The sequence below is a fragment of the Clostridium sp. AT4 genome (assembly GCF_001517625.2).
GTDB lineage: Bacteria > Bacillota > Clostridia > Lachnospirales > Lachnospiraceae > Enterocloster.
Genome location: NZ_LN999828.1, coordinates 984,689 through 1,005,649, shown reverse-complemented (window position 1 = coordinate 1,005,649; position 20,961 = coordinate 984,689). Strand labels below are relative to the sequence as shown.

Here is a 20,961-nt window from a genome sequence, read left to right as displayed (position 1 = left end):
AAGCCGGGCGTCTTGGCCGGCTTTTATCTCTGGATGTGCTGCTCTGCCTCTTTGCAGTAGTTGTCCCCGTGTTCTTTTTTGTCGTACTTCCCTTGGGCCTCCCCGGTTTTCTGGCGCTGCCCTGCTGTTTCTTTACTGCATCAGACACAAATACAAGCCTCCCATTCCTCGTTCCTATATTAAGTCTTGACTTACATTACTTATAGTATACAAAAATTTAATGGGAATTGCAACGCAGTTTTTTACCGCATATAAGATTGGAAAAAACGGTACGCATTTTCAAAGCAGAATTTTTTCACAGCCCCTTCGGGAATCCCCCGCTCCGCAAGATATGTTCCAAAGGAAGCCGCTCCAAACGGCGAGCCAAGGGAAGGGTCGCAGGTGATCTGTCCGTCCAGATCTGTTCCCCAGGCGATACAGTCCTCTCCTCCCAGCTCCAGCATCCTGTATATATGGCGAAACAGCAGTTCGCGCTCCCTCTCTCCCTTCTGATCCGGAACAGAAAGGAAACGGGAATATAAATTGATGCCGCAGAGGCCGCCCCGGCGTACAAGCTCAACAAACTGATCCTCTCTTAAATTTCTTGGCACCTCACAGCAGGAACGCAGGTTGGAATGGGAGGCAACAAATGGCCTTTTCGTTATGTTCAAAAGATCCTCAAAGCCTGCATCGTTTAAATGGGAGCAATCCACAATGATTCCATTTTCTTCCATAAGCTTCACGGCCTCTTTTCCAAATCCCGTAAGTCCTCCGGTTCCGGCACAGCCGCTTCCCAGCTCATTTTCCCCATTCCAGGTAAGGGTCATCATCTTAATCTTCTTTTTGGCAAAATGGACAATCTTTTCCAGATCTCCTCCCAGGGCTGCTCCCCCTTCTATAGTCCGGATAAATACCCATTTTCCTTCCTCTACCCCTTTCTGCAGCTCAGAAGCGGAATCTGCCAGGACTGCCCGTTCCGGGATCATTTCCACAAGCGTTTCCAGATAGGCCAGATGGCTGTCTGTAAATTCTACTGCCGCTCTTCCCCGAATGGAATCCGGTACCCAGACGGCCATACACTGGACAGCCGCCTCAAACCGTTCCTGATCCTGTATGGTAAACTGAGTGGTGCTGTTTAAAAAATTCTCCCCGCGTTTTTTCAATTCTTCAATGGTATCGCAGTGAAGGTCAAAATACTTCATGGCTGTTCCCCCTGTCTTATCTTATGTGTATATCATACGATACTTCTGCTCTTTCTTCTACTGTTTTGCGAGATTTTTTCTCTCGTCGATCATCTCATACAGTTTCGCTAATGCCTCCTTTATCCCGCCGACTGCATCGATCAGCCCCACGTCTACTGCCTCTTTTCCCACAAGAACGGTCCCTAGATCCCTGGTAAGCATCTCTGTATTGTGCATCAGGTCATGGAGCTTGTCATAGGCAATGGCGGAATGCTCCGATACAAAGGTTAAGATACGATCCTGTATCATCTGAAAATAGTCATAGGTCCGCTCAGTGCCGATCACCATGCCCGTCATGCGCACCGGATGAACCATCATGGTCCCTGAAGGTACAATGAAGGAATAGCAGGAGGATACGGCCAATGGTACGCCAATGGAATGGCTGCCTCCCAAAACCAGCGATACTACCGGAATGCTCATAGATGCGATCATCTCAGCGATGGCCAGTCCCGCATCCACGTCTCCTCCCGATGTATTTAAAAGAACCAGCATTCCGTCAATGCTGTCGTCATCTTCAATCTGGGCCAGTCTGGGAAGCACATGATCGTATCGGGTGCTTTTGGAAGAACCGGGGCTGTTTTCGTGTCCTTCCACCTCTCCTATAATAGAGAGCAGATGAATTTTTCTCTTTTTTCCATTTTCTTCCAGGGTCATCTGGCCATACTCTTTTAACTCCCTGTCCTCTTTTTCACGGATTTCCTGCTCTGTCTGCCGTTCTTCCTGTCTGTTCATATAAAAAAGACCATCCTTTCCAAATCGGGCCTTACCACAAAGGGATAGGGGATACCTTATATAAGGCATCCGGCCCATATTCTTTCAGGATAGTCTTTCCTTTTTTCTTTCTTTTAATCCAGCATGTTGCGGATTGCTACCGGAGAGCGGTAATTCCAGGTAGAAATCTTGATGCCGCTGCGCCTGCTTGCCGCATGAACCACCTGTCCGTTTCCAATATACAGAGCCACATGGTTGATACGGCCATTGCTGCCTGCATAGAATATCAGATCGCCCGGCTTCATATTTCCAGAAGTGACCTTCTTTCCCATTTTGGCCTGCGAGCCGGAATAGTGAGGAAGCGATACTCCGAATTTCTGCATTACCTTCATGGTAAAGCCGGAGCAGTCTACGCCGTTTGTCAGGCTGGTACCGCCCCAGACATAAGGATTTCCCACAAACTGAATCGCATAGTTCACTATCTGAGAGCGGCGTGAACCGGAGCCTGAGCTTCCTGAACCTCCGGAGCCGCTTTCAGCAGGTTTAAACTTAATAGCCTCATTGATCACATAACGGACTTCCACATTATTATCTCTTGTAGAAATATAGGCTCCGTCTGATACACCCCCATCTTCTTCATCCACGGAATCAAGATCGATCTTCAGCCAGCCGTCCGGCGTTTCAGGATCGTCGATCACAGGATATTTTTCATCCTTTACGATCTGGGTCCAGATCTTGGCGTCCGTACTGGGTTCTGTGCGGACGTTTAACACATCCGTACTGATCACCGCTTTCAGGGATGCGGTCTGAAGGGCAATATCCTTTGCCTCCCTGCCCGTAGCTGTGTACTGGGGATCAGAGGAAATATAACCTACGATAGGGCCGGATTTCACCTTATACCAGCCGTCCAGAGTTTCCAGGATCTCTCCTCCCGCCTTGCTGGTCATCTTTCCGATAATATTGGCATTTCCTTTATCCTCCGGTGAACTGCGCACATTCAGATAACCGTTCACCTTGGACATCACCAGATTTTCATACTGATTAATGGCCTTTGTTTTTTCATCCAGTTTGCGTCCTTCCTCCAGAGCATAGCTTACCTGGGCAAACTGATCGGAAATATATCCGTCCTTAATCTGGATCCATCCGTCCTCTTGGCTAAGCACCTCAAAACTTTCCCCGTCTGATACGGCTCCTATGACATTGTCGCTGGTGGAATCGTCCGGAGTTTCCCGCACCCGCAGTTTTTCGCCTTCTGTCTCCATAGTAATCACAGCTCTGAGCTTTACATATTTTTCCGCCAGATTTTTTGCCTCCTGGCCGGTTACAAGATACTGGCTGCTCACATAGCCCTCTAAACCTCCTGACTGTATCTTTGTCCATTCGCCCTCTGTTCCCAGAACCTCGCATCCGCCTCCGTCTGCGATAGTACCTAAAACCGTACCGTCTGTTCCCGGAGTCTCACGGATATTTACATAGCCCGACACCTGGATCAGACCCAGATTGGCAAAACGGCCCACAGCTTCCTCCACCTGCTGTTCCCACTGTGTCTCTTCATCGCTCTCTGCAGCCACAGCCGCTGCCGGGTCTGTCTGCGGCTCTCCCGTCTGGAGCTGCTCACCCATCGACCGAACCGCCATTTCCCCAGATTCCGGCTTTTTCATATATTTCACCGCAAAAATAATAGCTCCCACAGCCAGGACAGCTGCCAGGATCAGAATCCACAGCCTGGGATCCGGCTTCTGGCTGCGCTTCCTCCTAGCCTTATTCAGGCTGGATAAATAATCCTTATGCTCAAGCATATTTTAATCGTCTCCATCTCAAATTTGATTCCTGCTTTGCAGTGCAAAACAGCCTGTCCTTTTTATTATACCATAAAGGACAGGCTGGATGGGTGAATTTTTTATGAATTTTTAATTTGCCAGCATCATACGGTCATTTGCAAATTCTTTGCCGCTGGCCTCGGCAAATTTCTTTAACAAGTCATCCACCGTGAGGTTCTTTTTCTCCTCCCCCCTCACATCATAGATAATATGGCCGTCATTCATCATGATCAGGCGGTTGCCGATCTGGATGGCATCCTTCATATTATGAGTTACCATCAGGGCAGTCAGCCGCTGCTCCTCTACGATTTCACTGGTAAGCTCCAGAACCTTCTGCGCCGTCTGAGGATCCAGGGCAGCAGTGTGTTCATCCAGCAAAAGCAGCTTTGGCTTTTTTAAAGTTGCCATCAGAAGGGTTAAGGCCTGTCTCTGTCCGCCGGACAAAAGTCCCACCTTAGAGGTAAGGCGTTCGTCCAGCCCCAGTCCCAGCTTTAAGAGCAGATCCCGGTACAGCTTTCTTTCACTGCCTGTAATACCGGGCTTTAATGTGCGGCGCCCTCCTCTTCTTAAAGCCAGAGCCAGATTTTCCTCAATTCCCATAGTAGACACGGTTCCATTCATGGGATCCTGGAATACACGGCCCAAAAAGGCGGCTCTTTTATATTCCGGAAGCTTTGTCACATCCCTTCCGTCTATCACGATCTTTCCCTCGTCCACAGGCCACACGCCTGCAATCGCATTCAGGGTCGTAGACTTTCCGGCGCCGTTTCCGCCGATGATCGTAACAAAATCTCCATCCTTTAAGGTGAGGTTCAAATCTTTCAAGGCCTGCTTTTCATTTACCGTGCCCCTGTTAAATGTTTTATTCACATGACAGATTTCCAGCATCAGCTCTTACCTCCCTTTGGCGCACTCTTAAAATATCTTCCCTTCCAGGTGGGGATCGCCAGGAAAACAGCTACCACAGCAGCGGAAAGAAGCTTCAGTAAATCCGTATCAACTCCCAGCCAGATCACAACCTGGAGCACCAGATAATATACAATAGAGCCCAAAGCCACACCCAGAAGGCGGAAGCCAAAGTTGTGGAAAACTTTTCCAAAAATCGCTTCTCCGATAATCACAGCGGCCAGTCCGATGACAATGGCTCCGCGGCCCATATTGATATCTGCAAAGCCCTGATACTGGGATAAAAGCGCGCCGGAAAGTGCGACCAGTCCATTGGAAACCATCAGCCCCAGCACACGGTTAAAATCGGTGTTGATCCCCTGTGCTCTTGCCATGCGGTCATTGCCGCCGGTGGCACGGATGGAACAGCCAAGCTCCGTGCCGAAAAACCAGTAAAGCAGACCGATCAGTACCAGGATCATCACAGACACCAGAAAAATGGTATTTTTAAACAGGGGTACATTGCGGATAAAACGCAGGGAAACCAGCAGGTCATACTTGTCTACATTGATGGCCTGGTTGGCTTTTCCCATAATTTTTAAGTTAATGGAATACAGGCCCAGCTGGGTCAGGATACCGGAAAGAATAGCCGGGATTCCCATAAAGGTATGAAGGATACCTGTGCAGAATCCTGCTGCCATCCCTGCCAGAGCGGCACATAAAAGAGCCACCCAGACATTCTGTCCGGCAAGCATCATCACGATGCAGACAGCGCCCCCCGTACAAAGGGAGCCGTCTACGGTCAGATCCGCAAAATCCAGGATGCGGAAGGTAAGGTATACGCCAATCGCCATTATGCCCCACACTAGTCCCTGGGCCACAGCGCCTGGAAGTGAATTAAATAAGCTCATAATACTCATGATCGGTTATTCCTCGATTGCTTCATAATCATCCGGCACGGCAACTCCCAGTGCATCGCAGATGTTTTTGTTGTACTTCTTTGTAAACTGAGGCGCATACTCGATGGGCATCTCAGATACATTGGCTTCGCCGGAAAGGATCTTTGCAGCCATCTTTCCGGTTGCCGTACCCAGATCATAGTAGCTGATGGATAAGGTGGCAACGCCGCAGCCCGCGCAGATGCCCTCCTCGCCAGCTACCACGGGAACGCCTGCCGGCTGGCAGATATTATTGATGATCTCTGTGTTGGAAGCAACGGTATTATCCGTAGGAACATAGATCACATCGCTTGCAGAAGCTGCATTAGTAGCAATGGTGGATAAATCATTGGAATCGGAAAATGCATAATACTCACATGTATAACCCAGCTCTTCCAGAGCCAGCTTTACCGTATCTACCTGGTACTGAGAGTTAGGCTCTGCAGAGCAGTAGAGCAGACCTACATTTTTCTTATCCGGGAACAGCTCTTTGATCATGGCCGCCTGCTCGTCCAGAGGAGCCAGATCCGATGTTCCGGAAATATTTCCTCCTACGGTTCCGTTAAAATCGGAAATTCCCAGGGCCACACCGTATTCTGTTACAGAAGTTCCCAGCACAGGAATCTCGTTGGTGCCTGCCTGAGCGGCCTGAAGAGATGCGGTTGCATTTGCCAGGATCAGATCCACACCCTCTGATACAAAGCTGTTGATGATCGTGGAACAGGTGTTGGAATCACCCTGGGCATTCTGCTCATCAAACTCCACACCGTCTTCTCCAAAGGTCTCCACCAGAGCATCCTTAAAGCCCTGAGTCGCCGCATCCAGGGCAACGTGCTGTACCAGCTGGCAGATACCTACCTGGTATACCTCCTTACCCCCCTCTGCTTCCTTTGAAGTGTCCGCAGCAGCTGCCGTTGTTTCATTTGTGCCTGATCCACATCCTGTTACAGCCGCAGCCATCGCTCCGGCCAGTACGAAGGAAAAAATTTTTGCCGTCTTTTTCATAACATCGCTCCTCGTTTTTACCCAAAATTTCGTCCGTTTCTTTCGAACTTTTTTTATCATACTACAAAAAAAAGGGCGCGTCAATTTTATTGCTTTAAATTTTTGTGTTTTTAACGCATTGGCGCTTTTATGTATCAAAGTATAACCCAATTATTCCCATTTCAATGGAATTGTAACCGTAAATTCCGTTCCCTTTTCCAGCTGAGAAGCCACATGGATAGAACCGTGATAAAAATTTACGATATGCTTTACGATTGAAAGTCCCAGTCCCGTACCTCCCTGTTTCCGGCTGCGTCCCTTATCCACCCGGTAAAAACGTTCAAAAATACGGTCCAGGCTTTCCTCCGGTATCCCCACGCCATTATCCCGGACACGGATCACCATCTGTCCGTCCTGTTCTCTGATCGTCACCCAAACCTGTCCTCCCGGATGATTATACTTAACCGCATTTCCGACCAGATTTGTAAGAAGCTCCTTCATCTGCTGCACATTGGCCTTTATGCACAGCGGCTGGCAATCTATATGGATAAAGACCTGGCTCTGGGCGGCTGCGGGCTTTAAGCTTTCTGCGATCTCCTCCAAAAGAGGGCTAATCCGCACATCGGAAAGCACCACCTGGGCATCCTTTGCCTCCAGCCGGGAAATCATCAGAATATCCCCGATCAGCCCTGCCATATTGGAAGCCTCCTTTTTGATCCGCCGGATAAAATCCAGCTTCATGGCTTCATCCTGGATCATCCCGCTCTCCATCAGCTCTGCGTAACCCTGGATCGAGGTAATAGGAGTTTTAAGCTCATGGGAGGCATTGCTGAAAAACTCCTGACGGATCTGCTTTTCTTTCTCTATACGGTTCAAATAATCTTTTACATTATTTGACATTTCCATGGTCGTCTCTGCGATCACATTCAGCTCCTGATACGGACAGGGCGAAAAATGGAGTTCCCCGTTTCCTCCCTTCACCTTCTGAAGCTCCGAAACAATATCCTGCAAGGGTCTTGTAACGGAATCCACAAACCGCCTGGTAAATACAAATGCACAGGCTAAAGCGGCAAGAAAGCTCACAAGGGCAGCCGGCAGCAGCATGGGCAGATATTCGCTGAATCCTGAGTAGGGAACGGAAATGCGAAGGATCATATCTGATCTGTGTGACTGGAAGGCAACGTAAAGAAAATGCTTTCCCATGGTTTTAGAATACCGCTTTGCATATCCCATTCCATTCAGCAGAGCCTCTTTTACCTCTTTGCGGCTTAAATGATTATCCAGATCTTCCGTAGAAGTATCTGTGTCAGATACAACCGTGCCATCTAAATGGATCAGTGTAACCCGCGTATCATCCGCGCCTGTAAACTCCTCCATACGCTCGATCTGGACAGCCAGATACGATTCATCCTCATAATCGAGCAGACGGTCAATCATTTCTATAGTATAGGTCATATCCTCTCTGGCCATCTTTAAGATCATATGACTGCTGATAAGATAAAAGATGACGCTGTTAATACACAGCGCCGCCAGAAGTACCAGTATAAATTTTTTCAGAATAGCCCTTCTCATCGATCCTCCTCCTTTGTCTCCGAGCGCACCAGGCGGTAGCCAACGCCACGGACGGTCTTGATGCAGCTTCCGCCCTCTTCTCCCAGCTTCTGGCGCAGGGTACGGATGTGCATATCCAGTGTCCTTGTCTCTCCGTCATACTCATAGCCCCAGATCTGGTTTAAAAGTTCATCCCTGGTTACTACTCTGGCCTGATTCTCCAAAAGATAACATAAAAGCTCAAACTCCTTTAAAGTAAGCTCGCAGACACGGCCGCTGCTGGAAGCCTCTCTTGTCTTTTTATTGATACTGATCCCCTGATAGGACAGTATATCCTTTTTTTCTTCCCGCCTTACCCTGCGCAGGAGACTGCGGATCCGGGCAGAAAGCTCCAGAACGCCAAAGGGCTTTACCATATAATCATCTGCTCCGCAGTCCAGCCCCACTACTTTATCCAGCTCCTTTTCCTTTGCTGTCAAAAGCATGATCGGAAGGCCGCTTATCCCCTCGGTCTGACGGATCTGCCGGATGGCCGTCACCCCGTCCATTCCCGGGAGCATCCAGTCGAAGATCGCCATGGACGGGCATTCCTGCCGGATACGCTCCAGCCCTTCTTCTGCTGTTTCAAACCCCTCTGCCTCAAAGCCAAACCCCTCCAGTGCGATCTTTAACAGATTTCTGATATTTTCGTCATCCTCTATGATGTAAATTTTTTCCATAAATGCTGATTCCTGCCCTTTCCCTGTTATTAAATTTACATATTAAGCTTTTTAAAGCCTCATGTAAACAGCATACCAAACAGAAGTAAAATCCGAACCAATGAAATGTAAAATCTGCGTAAATTTTCATATATCATCCTATTCAGTTTATACTACGTCAAAAAAGATGTCAATGAAAAATCCCCATCGCACCATATACGGCAGATGGGGAATGTAAACTCCTTATTCACTTCGCAGCGCATCAATCGGATTTAAATTAGCCGCACGGCTGGCTGGCATATAACCAAAAAGCAGGCCGATCCCCACGGATACGCTAAATGAAATTACAATGGCAGAAAATGTAGGTGTAGCCGAAATGCCAATGGCTGCCCCTACTACTGCAGTAGCCCCGCAGCCAATGAGAATTCCGATCACTCCGCCCAGAGAACTGGTAACTGCCGCTTCGATCACAAACTGCTGCATAATGGTTCCCTTGTCCGCCCCAAGAGATTTTCGGATTCCAATTTCCCTTGTCCGCTCAGTCACAGACACCAGCATGATGTTCATAACGCCCACTCCGGCTACCAGAAGGGAAATCCCGGCGATTCCTCCCAGCATACCGCTCATCATGGCAATCTGTTCGTTCAGGGAATCCAGCATTTCACTCATGGCAGATACCCTATAGTAATCGTCATCCTTAAAAATCTCAAAAAGGAAATTCTCAATGAGCGTCTTTGCCTCATCCGCATCATCCGTATCTGCCACTGTAAAGGTGTAGCTGTTAATATTAGCGCTTCTCGCCAGACTAATGGAAGCCGTATATGGAAGCCATACAAAATCATCCGTGCCTCCGTCGCTCATATCGTCCTCATCCTGAATTTCTGCTACGCCCACTACCTTATAGGCATAGCCCCCTACCTTCAGCGTATCCCCAAGAGCCTTTTCAGCACTGCCAAACAGCTCCTGGGCCACATACGCCCCGATCACGCAGACCTTCTGACGGGAAAGAATATCCGAATAGGTGATATTTCTTCCCTGCTGCAGCTCATAGTCCTTAATCTCCAGATACTGCTCGCTGCGTCCTGCCACACTGGTAGAAGTCATGGAATCATTTCCCTTTTTTATCGTCGTGGAAATGGTCACGTTGGGGCTTAAAGCCTCAAATACGTCTGTGTGCTCTTCAAAAAATCCATACATTTCATCTGGACTTACAGTTCGGGATGTCAGATTGGTTACGTTTACATTGATCTGGTTCACTCCCATGCTGGCAAAATTTTCTACGATCGTCCCCATGTATCCATTTACCAGGCTTACGAGAATGATCACCGCAGCCACACCGATAATAATCCCCAGCATGGTAAGAAAAGAACGCATCTTATTGCCCCATATGCTTTTAAGAGCCAGTTTAAAGGATTGCAGCATAATCTTTTACATCTCCGTCAAAAATTTTATGCCCGTCTGCAATGCGGATCACCCGCTTTGCCTCCACAGCAATGGAATTGTCATGGGTAATCATAACAATGGTATTTCCCTCCTCATTGATCTGCTTTAAAAAATTAAGCACATCACGGCTGGTTTTGGAGTCCAGCGCTCCTGTGGGTTCATCAGCCAGGATCAGGGATGGATTTCCTGCCAGCGCCCTGGCAATAGATACCCTCTGCTGCTGGCCTCCTGAAAGCTGATTAGGCATATTTTTCCATTTTTCCGCAAGCCCCACCTTTTCAAGGGAAGCCATGGCCCGTTTTTTTCGTTCCTCTGCTCCTGTTCCCGCATAAAGAAGAGGAAGCTCTACGTTTTCCAGAAGATTAAGTTTGGGAAGGAGATTATACTGCTGGAAGATAAAACCGATCATACGGTTGCGGATCCTGGCCAGCTGCTTATCTCCCATTTTACTTACATCCTCACCGCCCAGATAATACTCTCCTGTGGTCGGCACGTCCAGAGCGCCGATAATATTCATCAGAGTGGATTTTCCGCTTCCTGATTTTCCTACAATAGCCACAAATTCACCCTTTTGGATAGAAATATTTACATCGTCATTCGCTCTGACTTCTTCTCCTCCCATATTGTAAATCTTTGAAATATGCTTCAACTCGATCAGTGGATGTGTTTCCTCTGACAGCCGTTCATTTACGTTCATAAGCTTTTTCACCCTTTCTGTCAGCGGCCGCCGGAACCGCCTCCCATTCTACCTCCTGGGCCGCCTCCTGGGCCGCCTCCCATTCCGCCTCCGGGCATCATCATCACAGCATCGCTGCTCTGGCTGGATTCCGCCACATAAACCGTATCTCCTTCAGAAAGCCCGCTTTTGATTTCCACATAGCTGTCGCTTATAAGGCCTGTTTCTACCTCCACGGCTTTAAAGCCTGCGGGGATCGGTCCCTGCTGCTCAGTAACTGTATCGTCCTTTATGTAGACCTGATTTCCCCTCATAAGCGCATCTACGGGAATTGAAAGCACATCCTCTGCCTGATCCAGGGTAATAATACCGTCCACATTCATACCCGGAAGAAGATCTCCTGCTTCATCCATGGTTACCGTTACCGGATAGGTGCTGACTCCGTTTGAATAGGTACTCTCCAGGCTTACGTTTGTAACCGTACCTGAAAAGGTCTGCCCCTCATAGGCATCGGCCGTCACAGCCACTTTTTGGCCCACTTCTACTTCTTTGATATCCAGTTCATCAATGGACATTTCAAAGGTAAGACTGGACAGGTCATAGATCACTGCAAGAACGGTGGTATTACTGGTGTTCTTTGTAATATTATCCCCCACCTTATAATTCTTTGTGATGACCTGGCCGGAAATGGGAGCTGTGATCGTATAATTGTCATAGCTGTCCTGAGTGCTCTCCAAATGGCTCTGGGCCGACTCCACGCTCTCCTGGGCCTTATCCAGACTGTCCTTGTAGCTCTGGATCAGCTTATCCGCCGTTTTTGCCGTCATGCGGAAAACAGGCGTTCCCTTTGTAACGTAATCGCCTTCATTTACCAGCATCGCCTCTATTTCTACGCTGGATGAAAGGTCTGCCTCCATAGAGGTATCAATGGAAGCCTCAAAAAGCCCTTCCTCACTTCCGATCCACTCGCCTACCCGGGCAGACGCTCTGGTAGAAACAGTCAACCCACCAGGATTTGCCACTGTAAAGGTCACATACTGTACCAGACGCCCTCCGGAAAGAGCTTCCTCTCGGTTGGCAACTGCCTTAACCGACGCTTCCACCTGTTCTCCTGAATCAGTCAGCGTAAGGACAGCGGAACTTCCCGGGGTAATCTGGGCTGCTTCGCCGGAAAGGAAGGGGATCCGTATCTCCATCACATCATCACTGTACAGATCCGCCAGCTTTGTATTTCCGCTTACCTTATCGCCTGCACTGATATAAAGTTCCTTGATATATCCCGATTCTGTGGCCTTATATGTATTTCCGCTGTAATCGCTTAAGGCCTGATTATAATCCTCCAGCGCATCCTCATAGGAATTCCGGGACCGGGTCAGGGTATTTTCAGCGCTGGTAAGCTCCGTTGTCATGCTGGAACTGTCGATCTCATAAAGCACCTGATCCTTTTGCACCTGATCTCCCTCTTCAAAAGCGGCGGCAACCACCTCGCCCTCAACCATGGACGTGATGCTGTATGTATCCTTTGCCGCCAGAGTACCGGAGGAGGATAGTTCAGAGGTAATGGTTCTCTTTTTCACGGCTGCCGTATTAAGGCTTTGGGCCCGGGCTGCAGCCGCAGCCTTTGTTTTTTTATTTTTCCAAATCATAAGGCCGGTAAGAAGTACTGCCGCTGCCAGAAGAGCCGCCAGCAGACGAACCCATAATTTTTTCTTTTTCATCTCGTTTCTCCCTTAATATTCAATCGCATCCACTGCCGTATAGCTGCTTCCGCTTCTGCTGCACACCAGCACCACATCGTCCCCCACTTCCAGATTTCCATAGATGGAAAACAGATACTGAAGTTCCGAAGAGTCCAGACTGATATTCAGATAGCCGTCGGAATCCACATCCTCGCTGGTATCAAAATCATCGTCTGAATTTGCCTCATCCACCTCGATGCGCACCGAGGTCGGCGTCATCACATCTGTGGACTGATAGTAGATATTTTTGATCTCTCCCTTGATGAGCACATAGGTGTTGTTGCCCGAATCGTCCTTTGTATCCCAGCCGGTGGTCGTATACGCCCAGATGGTTTTTGACTTCACATTGTAATACAGTACTGCAAAACCAGACTGCTGCTGGGAAGCCTTTACCGCCGCCAGGGTGCTTTCCACGCCGTTTAAAAACACATTGGCATCCTCCGTATCAAAGGGTACAGACTGGGCCACGCTGAAATTCTTATGGACCAGGATGGGGCCTTTGCGCTCATCCTCCAGTATGGAAATGGGATTGATCTCCCCATCTGAATTCAGCTCGCAGTCCAGCACGGTTCCGTATATCTCGTTGCTGTCCTTCTTTTTTGTTTTCAGCAGATTATAAAAAATATTCATGCAGTCCGTTTCCGTAATCGCTTCATCCGCCTGACAGCTCACATCTTCATTCAGTTCCAGATGATTAAATTTCGAAATCCTGGAGCTGGCCATCTCTCCTGTAAAATCCTCATCTGTATAGCCTAACAGCGTTAAAACGGCCTTCACTGCGTCCTTATATAAAACAGGCTCCTCCGGTTTGAAATTGCCGCCCAGATATCCGCTCATCCAGCCCTGAGAAGCTGCCACACGGATATAGACCGCGTTTGGATGGTCTGCCGGCACATCCGCATATACCGACACGCTGGAAGAAGGAAGATTTTCCCGGTAGCTGGACGCCTTTACCAGCATCTTCGCAAAATCTCCTCTTGTGATCTGCCCCCGGAAGCTGGAAATCTCCATGATTCCCGTAAGCTTTACTACCTGACGGCGCAGGTCAAAATTGGCGCTGGAAATATTGTCTGCAAGCACTGTAAGAGACAAAAAGGGCGAAACGGCAAACGAAACAGCCAGAGAACCACAGATAAAGCGGCCATAGGATTTGGAACCTTTCATACATAAACTCCTCTAAGTAATTATACATATCAATGATTAACTGTCACTAATGTACCATCCGTTTGTGACGATTTTGTGTTCTGGCTGTGTATTTTTTGATAAACAAAAAGCGCCTACATAAGAGGCGCGATCAGACGCAGCAGCCTTCCTGCCTTGCGGCCCAGCCAGCTGTAGCTATAACAGGTTTCAAGGGTGACCGGAATACATTTTTTTAGTGTTTCCTGATAATCCGCTTCGATTTTTTCAATAACCGGATTGCGGTATAAAAAAGTGCCGCACTCAAAATGCAGGTACAGACTGCGAAAATCCAGGTTGATGGTTCCCACCGTGGCTTTCTCATCATCACTGGCAAAAACCTTCGCGTGGACAAAGCCCGGTTCATATTCAAAAATCCGGACTCCTGCCTTTAAAAGCTCCGGATAATAGGTTCTGGCCAGCAGATAGGCATATTTCTTATCCGGAATATGAGGCATAATGATAATAACCTCCACTCCCCGTTTTGCCGCATAGCACAGGGCGTCCTTCATGCCGTCATCCAGGATCAGATACGGCGTCATAATGTGGACATATTCCTTTGCCTGGCTGAGTATGTCCAGATAGACCTGCTCGCCGATCTGTTCCTTGTCAAAGGGGCTGTCCCCATAGGGGATCACATAGCCTTTCTCCATCCGTCCGGCTGCGGCTTCTCCTGCCGGAGCAGAAAGATATCTCCTGTAATCCTCTTCCTTTTTCTCTGTCACATCCCACATCTGAAGAAACATCATGGTAAAGCTCTTTACCGCATCTCCCCTTACCATCAGAGCCGTATCCTTCCAGTGGCCAAAGCGCACTTTGCGGTTAATATATTCATCTGCCAGATTTACTCCTCCGGTAAAGGCACAGCGGCCATCAATGACTGCAATCTTTCGATGATCCCTGTAATTCTGATGGGTCGAAAGCACCGGGATAATGGGAGAAAACATTTTACAGCGGATCCCTTTCCGTTCCAGCTGCCTGGGATAGTGAAACGGAAGAAGCATCAGACAGCACATTCCGTCATACATCACCCGGACTTCTACTCCTTCCTTTACCTTTTCCTCCAGAACCTTTAAGATCTCATCCCACATATATCCCCTATCAATGATAAAAAACTCCATAAAAATGAAATGCTTTGCCGCCTTCAGCTCTTTCATCAACCGTACGAACATATCCTCTCCCAGGGGAAAATACTCGATGTCCGTATTTTTATATACCGGCGCTCCAGCCATACGTTCCAGGTAATCCGCCAGTCCGGCCGTACGGCCGTCCAGAGCCTCAAGTTCCTTCCTCACATCCTCATTCTGGTTCAGATAGGGTCTTGTTTTGGCAGTGGATGCTGCCAGACGTCTGGCCAGAGCTTTGGTCTGAAACTGCATCTGTACGAAAATGTATAAAAGTACGCCGAACACCGGTATCACGAGTACCGGTATGATCCAGGCCATCTTAAAGCTGGAATCAATAGGTTCATTTAAAATGGCGATCACTGCAAGAGCACTTAAAAGCACACAGAGAATATAAAAATAATGAAGATACCCATTCAAAAACTTAAACGCCGCTATAAATACCCAAAGCTGCAGCCCCAGCCCTGCCATTACAAAAGCAGTCCTGCCAAAGATGATCCTAAAAAGACCTCTCAGTTTTTTCTTCATATGTATGTCCCTTTCTTCTAAAACAATGGCCCCATATTCTTTCCCGAGAGAAAATACGCGGCCAGCCCCAAAGAAGCTAAACCGCGTATTATTATCTCATATATTTTCTTTTCTGGCAAGTATACGAAGCTGCCTCCATTCTGGCCGCTACTGCTGATCGATCTTTTTCACGTCCATATCTTTTGGAAGGATCAGGCTTAAAATAATAGATACTACAAACACTACCGCTACCACATTGGCAGAAAATACGGACTGGATCATCGGCGGGAAGATATCCCAGATCCCGACCTCGCTGGCTGTGGTAAAACCGATGCCGATGGATAAGGACAACGCTGCAATGGTAATATTTCTCTGAGAGAAACCGCAGTCAGCCACCATCTGAATACCAGAGGTTAAGATAGTTCCAAACATCATGATCGTACATCCTCCTAATACTGCGTCCGGAAGGGAAGCAAAGAAATTTCCCACCGGCGGAAGAAGTCCTGCTAAAATCATGCAGGCAGCGCCCGTCATGATCGTAAAACGGTTCACTACCTTTGTCATATTGACAAGGCCTACGTTCTGTGAAAAAGAAGTTACAGGAGGACATCCAAAGAGACCAGAAATAACGGAACCATAGCCGTCGCAGCCCAGGGAACCTGAGATTTCCTCTCCTGTGATCTTCCGGTTTAATCCGCCTGCTACCAGAGCAGAGGTATCGCCGATGGTCTCAGCCGCAGACACCAGGAAAATGATACATGCGGAGATAATCGCTCCCGGATAAAATTCCGGCTTAAAGGGCATCAGATGGGGCAGGGAAATGATTCCACCGGACATGATCATAGACAGATCTACCTTTCCCATGGTGATCGCCAGAATATATCCTACTACCAGGCCGGCTAAAACGGAAAGCTGCTTTAGATATCCCTTTGCAAAAATATTCCACAAAAGACAGGTAGCCAGTGTTACGGTTCCAAGGATCAGGTTCTGGGCAGAACCGAAATCATCATTATAGCCGCCGCCAAAAGATCTGGCTCCTACGGTAAAGAGTGAAAAACCGATGGCCGTTACTACAGAGGCCGCTACGATCGGAGTAATGATCTTTCTCCAGTATTTTGCCATCAGTCCTAAGGTTCCTTCAAAGAGACCTCCCACCAGAACCGCTCCTACTACAGCCGGATAGCCGTAATTGGCTGAAATGGTACTGAGCACCGTTACGAAGGTAAAACTTACACCCATAACCACAGGAAGCTTTGATCCGATCCGCCAGATAGGATAAAGCTGAATCATGGTAGCAATGCCTGCTACAAACATGGCGTTCTGCAGAAGCATACCCAACTGGGCCGGTGTAAGCGGCGTCTTGGACGCTCCCGCAATAATGGTGATCGGCGCCAGGTTTGAAACGAACATGGCTAAAATATGCTGCAGTCCAAAGGGAATAGCCTTTCCGATGGGCACTCTTCCCTCCAGTCTGTATATGTTGTTAATACTGCAGTCTGCTGCATTTCCTGCTGTTTTTGCTGTTTTCCCCATACGATTTACCGCCTCCATTCTCATGCCGGCAGCTGTCTTTATTTATCTCCCCAGACCAGACATCTGCCGGCACACTCATTCTATGCTTCTTTATGTGTGGTCTGATATACTTCTTCCACAATCCGTTCCATAGCGTTTAAAATGTTCTCATAGCCCGTGCAGCGGCACAGATGACCGGAAATGAGCTTTTTAAGCTCTTCGCGGTTGTACTTCTTTCCCGTTCCCACGATCTCAACCGCACTCATGATCAGGCCCGGCGTACAGAAGCCGCACTGTACGGCAGCCTCCTCAATGAATGCCTTCTGGATCGGAGAAAGCTCGCCGTTTGGCCCCTTTAAGCCTTCTACGGTCATTACGCTCTTTCCATCTGCCCACATGGTCAGATAAATACAGCTGTCAATGGCCTCTCCGTTTACCAGTACCGTACAGGCTCCGCACTCTCCTACCTCACAGCCCTTTTTCACCGAAGTCAGCCCCAGGCGCAGACGCAGAGTATCTAAAAGGGACTCTCTCTCGTCCACTGCCAGTTCATGCTCTTTTCCGTTTACTTTCATATGTATGATCTTAAGCATTGCAATTACCTCCTGCTCTTGTGATAGATTCTGCCAGTGCACGCTTTGCTAACTCCTCAATGAGCTGTAAGCGGAATTCCTTGGATGCTCTCCAGGAAGAACGGGGATTTACTTCTGTGAGCGCTGTTTTTGCAAACTGCTCTGCCGCCTCTTTGTCATCCACTCTTGCTCCTTTTAAGCCTTCCTCTGCGTTCCGGCAGCGAAGGGGCGTAGGTCCTGCCACTCCGTAGCCCAGGCGCACATCCTCAATGACCGTCTTGTCTTCTGAAAGCTTTACCCGGACTGCACAGCCTAAAGTGGCAATCTCCATGGCCTTTCTCTTTCCGTACTTTACATACTGGCCGTACCAGCCCTCATAATCCTCTTTTGCAATGAGAAAGCCCGTACATACCTCTTCTCTGGCTCTTACGGTCCGTCCGGGACCTGTATAAAACTTGCAGATGGGAACGATTCTCTCCCCTTCCGGTCCCACTAGGATCACTTTGGCATTTAAGGTCCACATGGTAGAAGCTGAATCTGCAGAAGTAGCTCCATTGCAGATATTTCCGCCGATGGTTCCTGTGTTGCGGATCTGAGGTCCACCCACCATATCCACTGCCTCACCCAGCATGGGGATCAGCTTCTGGATCAGGGGATCATTTGTAATATGGGAAAATGCAGTAGCTGCTCCGATCCAGAGATCTCCGTTTTCCAGAACATTTACTCCCTTAAGCTCCGGAATATTGTGGATAGATACAAGGGCTTTTCCTGCATCCTTTCCCTCTCTTACACGGATCAGTACGTCGGTACCACCGCTGATCACCTCTGCATCCGGCTCATTTACCAGAGCCTGCACAGCATCCTGTACATCCTTTGCCTCGTAAAATGATTTTATATCAAACATGCCTTATTTCTCCTTCCTTCTTAAATAAGTCCCTTTTCTTTAAACGCTGCGATCAGACGCTGGGCTGTCATAGGCGCTGTATTCATATGTACGCCGGTTGCATGAAGGATGGCGTTCCGGATCGCCGGAGCAACCGGAATTGCCGGCGGCTCGCCCAGAGATTTGTTTCCATAAGGGCCTGTAGGATCGTCTAACTGGATAAATTCCACATGAAGCTCCGGAGCATCCATAGCGGTAGGGATCTTGTAATCCAGAAGGTTATTATTTAACGGTTTTCCGGTCTTTTCATCTACTAAAAGCTCCTCAGAAAGTCCAAAACCAAGGCTCATGCTCATACCGCCGTGTACCTGTCCGGCGGCTGTCTTCGGATTGATCAGGATACCGGAGTCATGGACATTGATCACATCCTTTACAGTCACAAGACCCAGAGGCATATCGATTTCCAGATCCACAAAGCAGCAGCCGGAAGCAAAGGTATTGTCCTTGCACTGGTTTGTAACCTCTGCTGTAATATGGATAGAGCGGTCTAAGGAATAGAACGCTGTATCAGCTACTACCGCCACATCAAAGAGTACCGGATCGCCGCCGTTTACAACCACCTGGCTGTCCGCAATGTCTAACATCTCCCAGGTAATTTCCTCCTCTGCATGAAGCCCCAGAACCTGACGTACCTTACCGGCAGCCTCCTTTACAAGATCTGCATAGACCGTCTTTGAAAGATCTGTCACATCATGGTTCAGCATATAGGCAGCATACTCTAAGACCTTCTGACGGAACTCTAAGGCACACTTTTTGCAGGCCATGCCGGATACATAGGTCTGACGGGACGCATAAGCACCTGTATCAAAGGGAGTTACATCCGTATCCTGTGTGGAATTGATATATACCCTGTCTACGCTGATTCCAGTAGTCTCTGCCGCCATCTGAGTGAATACGGTATCTGCTCCCTGTCCGATTTCCGTAGCGCCCATGGAAAGCTGGATGGAACCGTCCTGATTTAAAGTGATACGGGCAGAAGCAGTTTCCAGAGAAATGGGATAAACGCCTGTTTTGTAAATAAACATCGCCATTCCCACACCTCTTCTCACCGGTCCGGTCTGATTCTTATAGGCCTCTCTCTTTTCGTCCCAGTGAATGTACTCCCGGCCTTTTTTAATGCACTCGGTCAGGCCATATGTATGGAATGTAATACCGTTGGCCGGATCCACAAAGCCTGCATCCAGACAGTTCTTTAAGCGGAATTCACAGGGATCCATACCGACTGCATCTGCCATATCATCTGTCAGACACTCTGCAAACCAATCTGCCTGGGGGATGCCGTATGCTCTCATGGCTCCTGCCGTAGGGGAAGAGGTATAAACAGTCCAGCAGTCTACCTCTGTACCCAGCCGGTCTTTATACAGATCCTTAAATACATTTCCGCAGTTGGCACAGATAGCGTGACCATGGGAGGCATAGCCGCCGTTGTTGGCAAAGGCCTCCAGCTGTCTTGCAAGTACGGTTCCGTCCTTTGCAACAATACCCTTGCACACGCCCTTGATCGCATGGCGGGTACGGGTTCCGGAAATGGTTTCCTCGCGGCTGATCTCCATCCGGACGGCTCTTCCGCCTACACTCATGGAAAGGAAGGCATTTAACGGCTCATAAAGTACATCCTGCTTGTTACCAAAACCGCCTCCGATATAGGGCTTAATCACGCGGACCTTACCAACTGGGATTCCCAATGCCTGAGCCGTTACACGGCGTACAATATGGGGAAGCTGCGTGGAAGAAACAATGGTCACTTTTCCGTTTGTATCCACATAGGACCAGGAAACGGGAAGCTCAATATGGCAGTGGGAAATCCTTGGAGTATCATATGTTTCATCAATCTCCACCAGGTTTTCCTCTCCGTACTCTTCAATGGCTTTCTTTCTTCCCTCTTCAAAAGTAAAATCAGAAGATCCCATGGTCATATGGGAATGAACGACTACGTTGTCCTTTCTGAGATCGGGATGAAGAGGTGTTGCCTCCGGCTTTAATGCCGCTTCTACGGTAACAATGGGTTCGTACTCCTCGTACTCAACCTTGATCAGACGAGCCGCCTGAGCCGCAGCCACTTCATTTTCAGCCACAACTGCCGCAATATCATCCCCATAAAGGCGAACTCTCTGATTTAAAAGCTTTCTGTCACAGATATCCTGATGCTTTAACTCCACGCTCCAGGGATGACCTGCGGTGGGAAACTGGATATCCGGAACATCAAAACAGGTGACGATCTTTACCACTCCCGGCACCTTTAACGCCTCGTCCAGATCAAAGCTCTTTACAAGGCCGTTTGCAATGGTGGAATGGACGACTTTTCCATGAAGGATATCTCTGGGTTCCAAATCTGCGGTATACTTGGCTTCACCGGTCACTTTACCGAAAGCGTCCACGCGTGTGATTTCCTGGCCAACAACTTTCATTGTATTTCCTCCTTACTTTACTGTCTGTTTCTGCATCCCGAACGATCGTTC

At 48.5% G+C, this 20,961-nt stretch carries 17 protein-coding genes; all 17 read right to left on the bottom strand.

Going from position 1 to position 20,961, the window contains the following annotated elements; genetic code table 11:
- Positions 1–242 precede the first annotated feature (242 nt).
- Positions 243–1,181, bottom strand: coding sequence for a membrane dipeptidase (locus BN3656_RS10890; protein WP_066547900.1), 939 nt, complete (start codon positions 1,179–1,181; stop codon positions 243–245).
- A gap of 57 nt (positions 1,182–1,238) precedes the next feature.
- On the bottom strand, positions 1,239–1,952 hold the full coding sequence (locus tag BN3656_RS10885; RefSeq protein ID WP_066547898.1) for an ATP-dependent Clp protease proteolytic subunit: 714 nt from the start codon (positions 1,950–1,952) through the stop codon (positions 1,239–1,241).
- Between the two features lie 113 nt (positions 1,953–2,065).
- Positions 2,066–3,730: a C40 family peptidase gene (locus BN3656_RS10880; RefSeq protein WP_066547895.1), complete on the bottom strand. Its 1,665-nt coding sequence runs from the start codon at positions 3,728–3,730 to the stop codon at positions 2,066–2,068.
- Positions 3,731–3,841: 111 nt separating this feature from the next.
- On the bottom strand, positions 3,842–4,639 hold the full coding sequence (locus BN3656_RS10875; protein WP_066547893.1) for an ATP-binding cassette domain-containing protein: 798 nt from the start codon (positions 4,637–4,639) through the stop codon (positions 3,842–3,844).
- Complete coding sequence (locus BN3656_RS10870; RefSeq protein ID WP_066547892.1) at positions 4,639–5,556, bottom strand: ABC transporter permease; 918 nt, start codon at positions 5,554–5,556, stop codon at positions 4,639–4,641. The genes BN3656_RS10875 and BN3656_RS10870 overlap by 1 nt, the downstream gene beginning before the upstream one ends.
- Before the next feature lie 6 nt (positions 5,557–5,562).
- Entirely contained in the window at positions 5,563–6,579 is a 1,017-nt protein-coding gene (locus BN3656_RS10865) for an ABC transporter substrate-binding protein (RefSeq protein ID WP_066547890.1), read from the bottom strand.
- A gap of 150 nt (positions 6,580–6,729) precedes the next feature.
- Entirely contained in the window at positions 6,730–8,130 is a 1,401-nt protein-coding gene (locus BN3656_RS10860; protein WP_066547888.1) for an ATP-binding protein, read from the bottom strand.
- Positions 8,127–8,828 (bottom strand): response regulator transcription factor, encoded by a 702-nt coding sequence (locus BN3656_RS10855; protein WP_066547885.1) that lies wholly within the window; start codon positions 8,826–8,828, stop codon positions 8,127–8,129. The genes BN3656_RS10860 and BN3656_RS10855 overlap by 4 nt, the downstream gene beginning before the upstream one ends.
- A 222-nt stretch (positions 8,829–9,050) precedes the next feature.
- Positions 9,051–10,229 (bottom strand): ABC transporter permease, encoded by a 1,179-nt coding sequence (locus tag BN3656_RS10850; protein WP_066547883.1) that lies wholly within the window; start codon positions 10,227–10,229, stop codon positions 9,051–9,053.
- Entirely contained in the window at positions 10,213–10,947 is a 735-nt protein-coding gene (locus BN3656_RS10845; RefSeq protein WP_066550739.1) for an ABC transporter ATP-binding protein, read from the bottom strand. The genes BN3656_RS10850 and BN3656_RS10845 overlap by 17 nt, the downstream gene beginning before the upstream one ends.
- A gap of 20 nt (positions 10,948–10,967) precedes the next feature.
- Positions 10,968–12,644 carry an HlyD family efflux transporter periplasmic adaptor subunit gene (locus BN3656_RS10840; protein WP_066547881.1) on the bottom strand — a complete coding sequence of 559 codons (1,677 nt, stop codon included), beginning with the start codon at positions 12,642–12,644 and terminating at the stop codon, positions 10,968–10,970.
- Positions 12,645–12,656: 12 nt separating this feature from the next.
- A complete protein-coding gene (locus tag BN3656_RS10835) occupies positions 12,657–13,829 on the bottom strand; it encodes an S-layer homology domain-containing protein (RefSeq protein WP_066547880.1) in 1,173 nt (390 codons plus the stop codon).
- A 113-nt stretch (positions 13,830–13,942) separates the two neighbouring features.
- The gene (cls, locus tag BN3656_RS10830; RefSeq protein ID WP_066547879.1) at positions 13,943–15,496 is read right to left on the bottom strand and encodes a cardiolipin synthase; all 1,554 of its coding nucleotides are present in this window, start codon (positions 15,494–15,496) and stop codon (positions 13,943–13,945) included.
- 147 nt (positions 15,497–15,643) lie between these two features.
- The gene (locus BN3656_RS10825) at positions 15,644–17,008 is read right to left on the bottom strand and encodes a nucleobase:cation symporter-2 family protein (protein ID WP_066550737.1); all 1,365 of its coding nucleotides are present in this window, start codon (positions 17,006–17,008) and stop codon (positions 15,644–15,646) included.
- A gap of 80 nt (positions 17,009–17,088) precedes the next feature.
- Complete coding sequence (gene xdhC, locus BN3656_RS10820) at positions 17,089–17,580, bottom strand: xanthine dehydrogenase subunit XdhC (protein ID WP_066547877.1); 492 nt, start codon at positions 17,578–17,580, stop codon at positions 17,089–17,091.
- Positions 17,573–18,463 (bottom strand): xanthine dehydrogenase subunit XdhB, encoded by an 891-nt coding sequence (gene xdhB / locus BN3656_RS10815; RefSeq protein WP_066547874.1) that lies wholly within the window; start codon positions 18,461–18,463, stop codon positions 17,573–17,575. Before xdhB ends, xdhC begins: the two co-directional genes overlap by 8 nt.
- Positions 18,464–18,483: 20 nt before the next feature.
- The gene (gene xdhA / locus BN3656_RS10810; RefSeq protein ID WP_066547863.1) at positions 18,484–20,910 is read right to left on the bottom strand and encodes a xanthine dehydrogenase subunit XdhA; all 2,427 of its coding nucleotides are present in this window, start codon (positions 20,908–20,910) and stop codon (positions 18,484–18,486) included.
- Between the last annotated feature and the right edge of the window lie 51 nt (positions 20,911–20,961).

Bases quoted from the DNA above. Each gene is read 5' to 3' on its own strand.
- BN3656_RS10885 (WP_066547898.1), bottom strand. From the start codon at position 1,952: ATGAACAGACAGGAAGAACGGCAGACAGAGCAGGAAATCCGTGAAAAA.
- BN3656_RS10880 (WP_066547895.1), bottom strand. From the start codon at position 3,730: ATGCTTGAGCATAAGGATTATTTATCCAGCCTGAATAAGGCTAGGAGG.
- xdhA (WP_066547863.1), bottom strand. From the start codon at position 20,910: ATGAAAGTTGTTGGCCAGGAAATCACACGCGTGGACGCTTTCGGTAAA.
- BN3656_RS10845 (WP_066550739.1), bottom strand. From the start codon at position 10,947: ATGAACGTAAATGAACGGCTGTCAGAGGAAACACATCCACTGATCGAG.
- BN3656_RS10860 (WP_066547888.1), bottom strand. From the start codon at position 8,130: ATGAGAAGGGCTATTCTGAAAAAATTTATACTGGTACTTCTGGCGGCG.
- xdhB (WP_066547874.1), bottom strand. From the start codon at position 18,463: ATGTTTGATATAAAATCATTTTACGAGGCAAAGGATGTACAGGATGCT.
- BN3656_RS10855 (WP_066547885.1), bottom strand. From the start codon at position 8,828: ATGGAAAAAATTTACATCATAGAGGATGACGAAAATATCAGAAATCTG.
- xdhC (WP_066547877.1), bottom strand. From the start codon at position 17,580: ATGCTTAAGATCATACATATGAAAGTAAACGGAAAAGAGCATGAACTG.
- BN3656_RS10835 (WP_066547880.1), bottom strand. From the start codon at position 13,829: ATGAAAGGTTCCAAATCCTATGGCCGCTTTATCTGTGGTTCTCTGGCT.
- BN3656_RS10825 (WP_066550737.1), bottom strand. From the start codon at position 17,008: ATGGGGAAAACAGCAAAAACAGCAGGAAATGCAGCAGACTGCAGTATT.
- BN3656_RS10840 (WP_066547881.1), bottom strand. From the start codon at position 12,644: ATGAAAAAGAAAAAATTATGGGTTCGTCTGCTGGCGGCTCTTCTGGCA.
- BN3656_RS10890 (WP_066547900.1), bottom strand. From the start codon at position 1,181: ATGAAGTATTTTGACCTTCACTGCGATACCATTGAAGAATTGAAAAAA.
- BN3656_RS10875 (WP_066547893.1), bottom strand. From the start codon at position 4,639: ATGCTGGAAATCTGTCATGTGAATAAAACATTTAACAGGGGCACGGTA.
- cls (WP_066547879.1), bottom strand. From the start codon at position 15,496: ATGAAGAAAAAACTGAGAGGTCTTTTTAGGATCATCTTTGGCAGGACT.
- BN3656_RS10870 (WP_066547892.1), bottom strand. From the start codon at position 5,556: ATGAGTATTATGAGCTTATTTAATTCACTTCCAGGCGCTGTGGCCCAG.
- BN3656_RS10850 (WP_066547883.1), bottom strand. From the start codon at position 10,229: ATGCTGCAATCCTTTAAACTGGCTCTTAAAAGCATATGGGGCAATAAG.
- BN3656_RS10865 (WP_066547890.1), bottom strand. From the start codon at position 6,579: ATGAAAAAGACGGCAAAAATTTTTTCCTTCGTACTGGCCGGAGCGATG.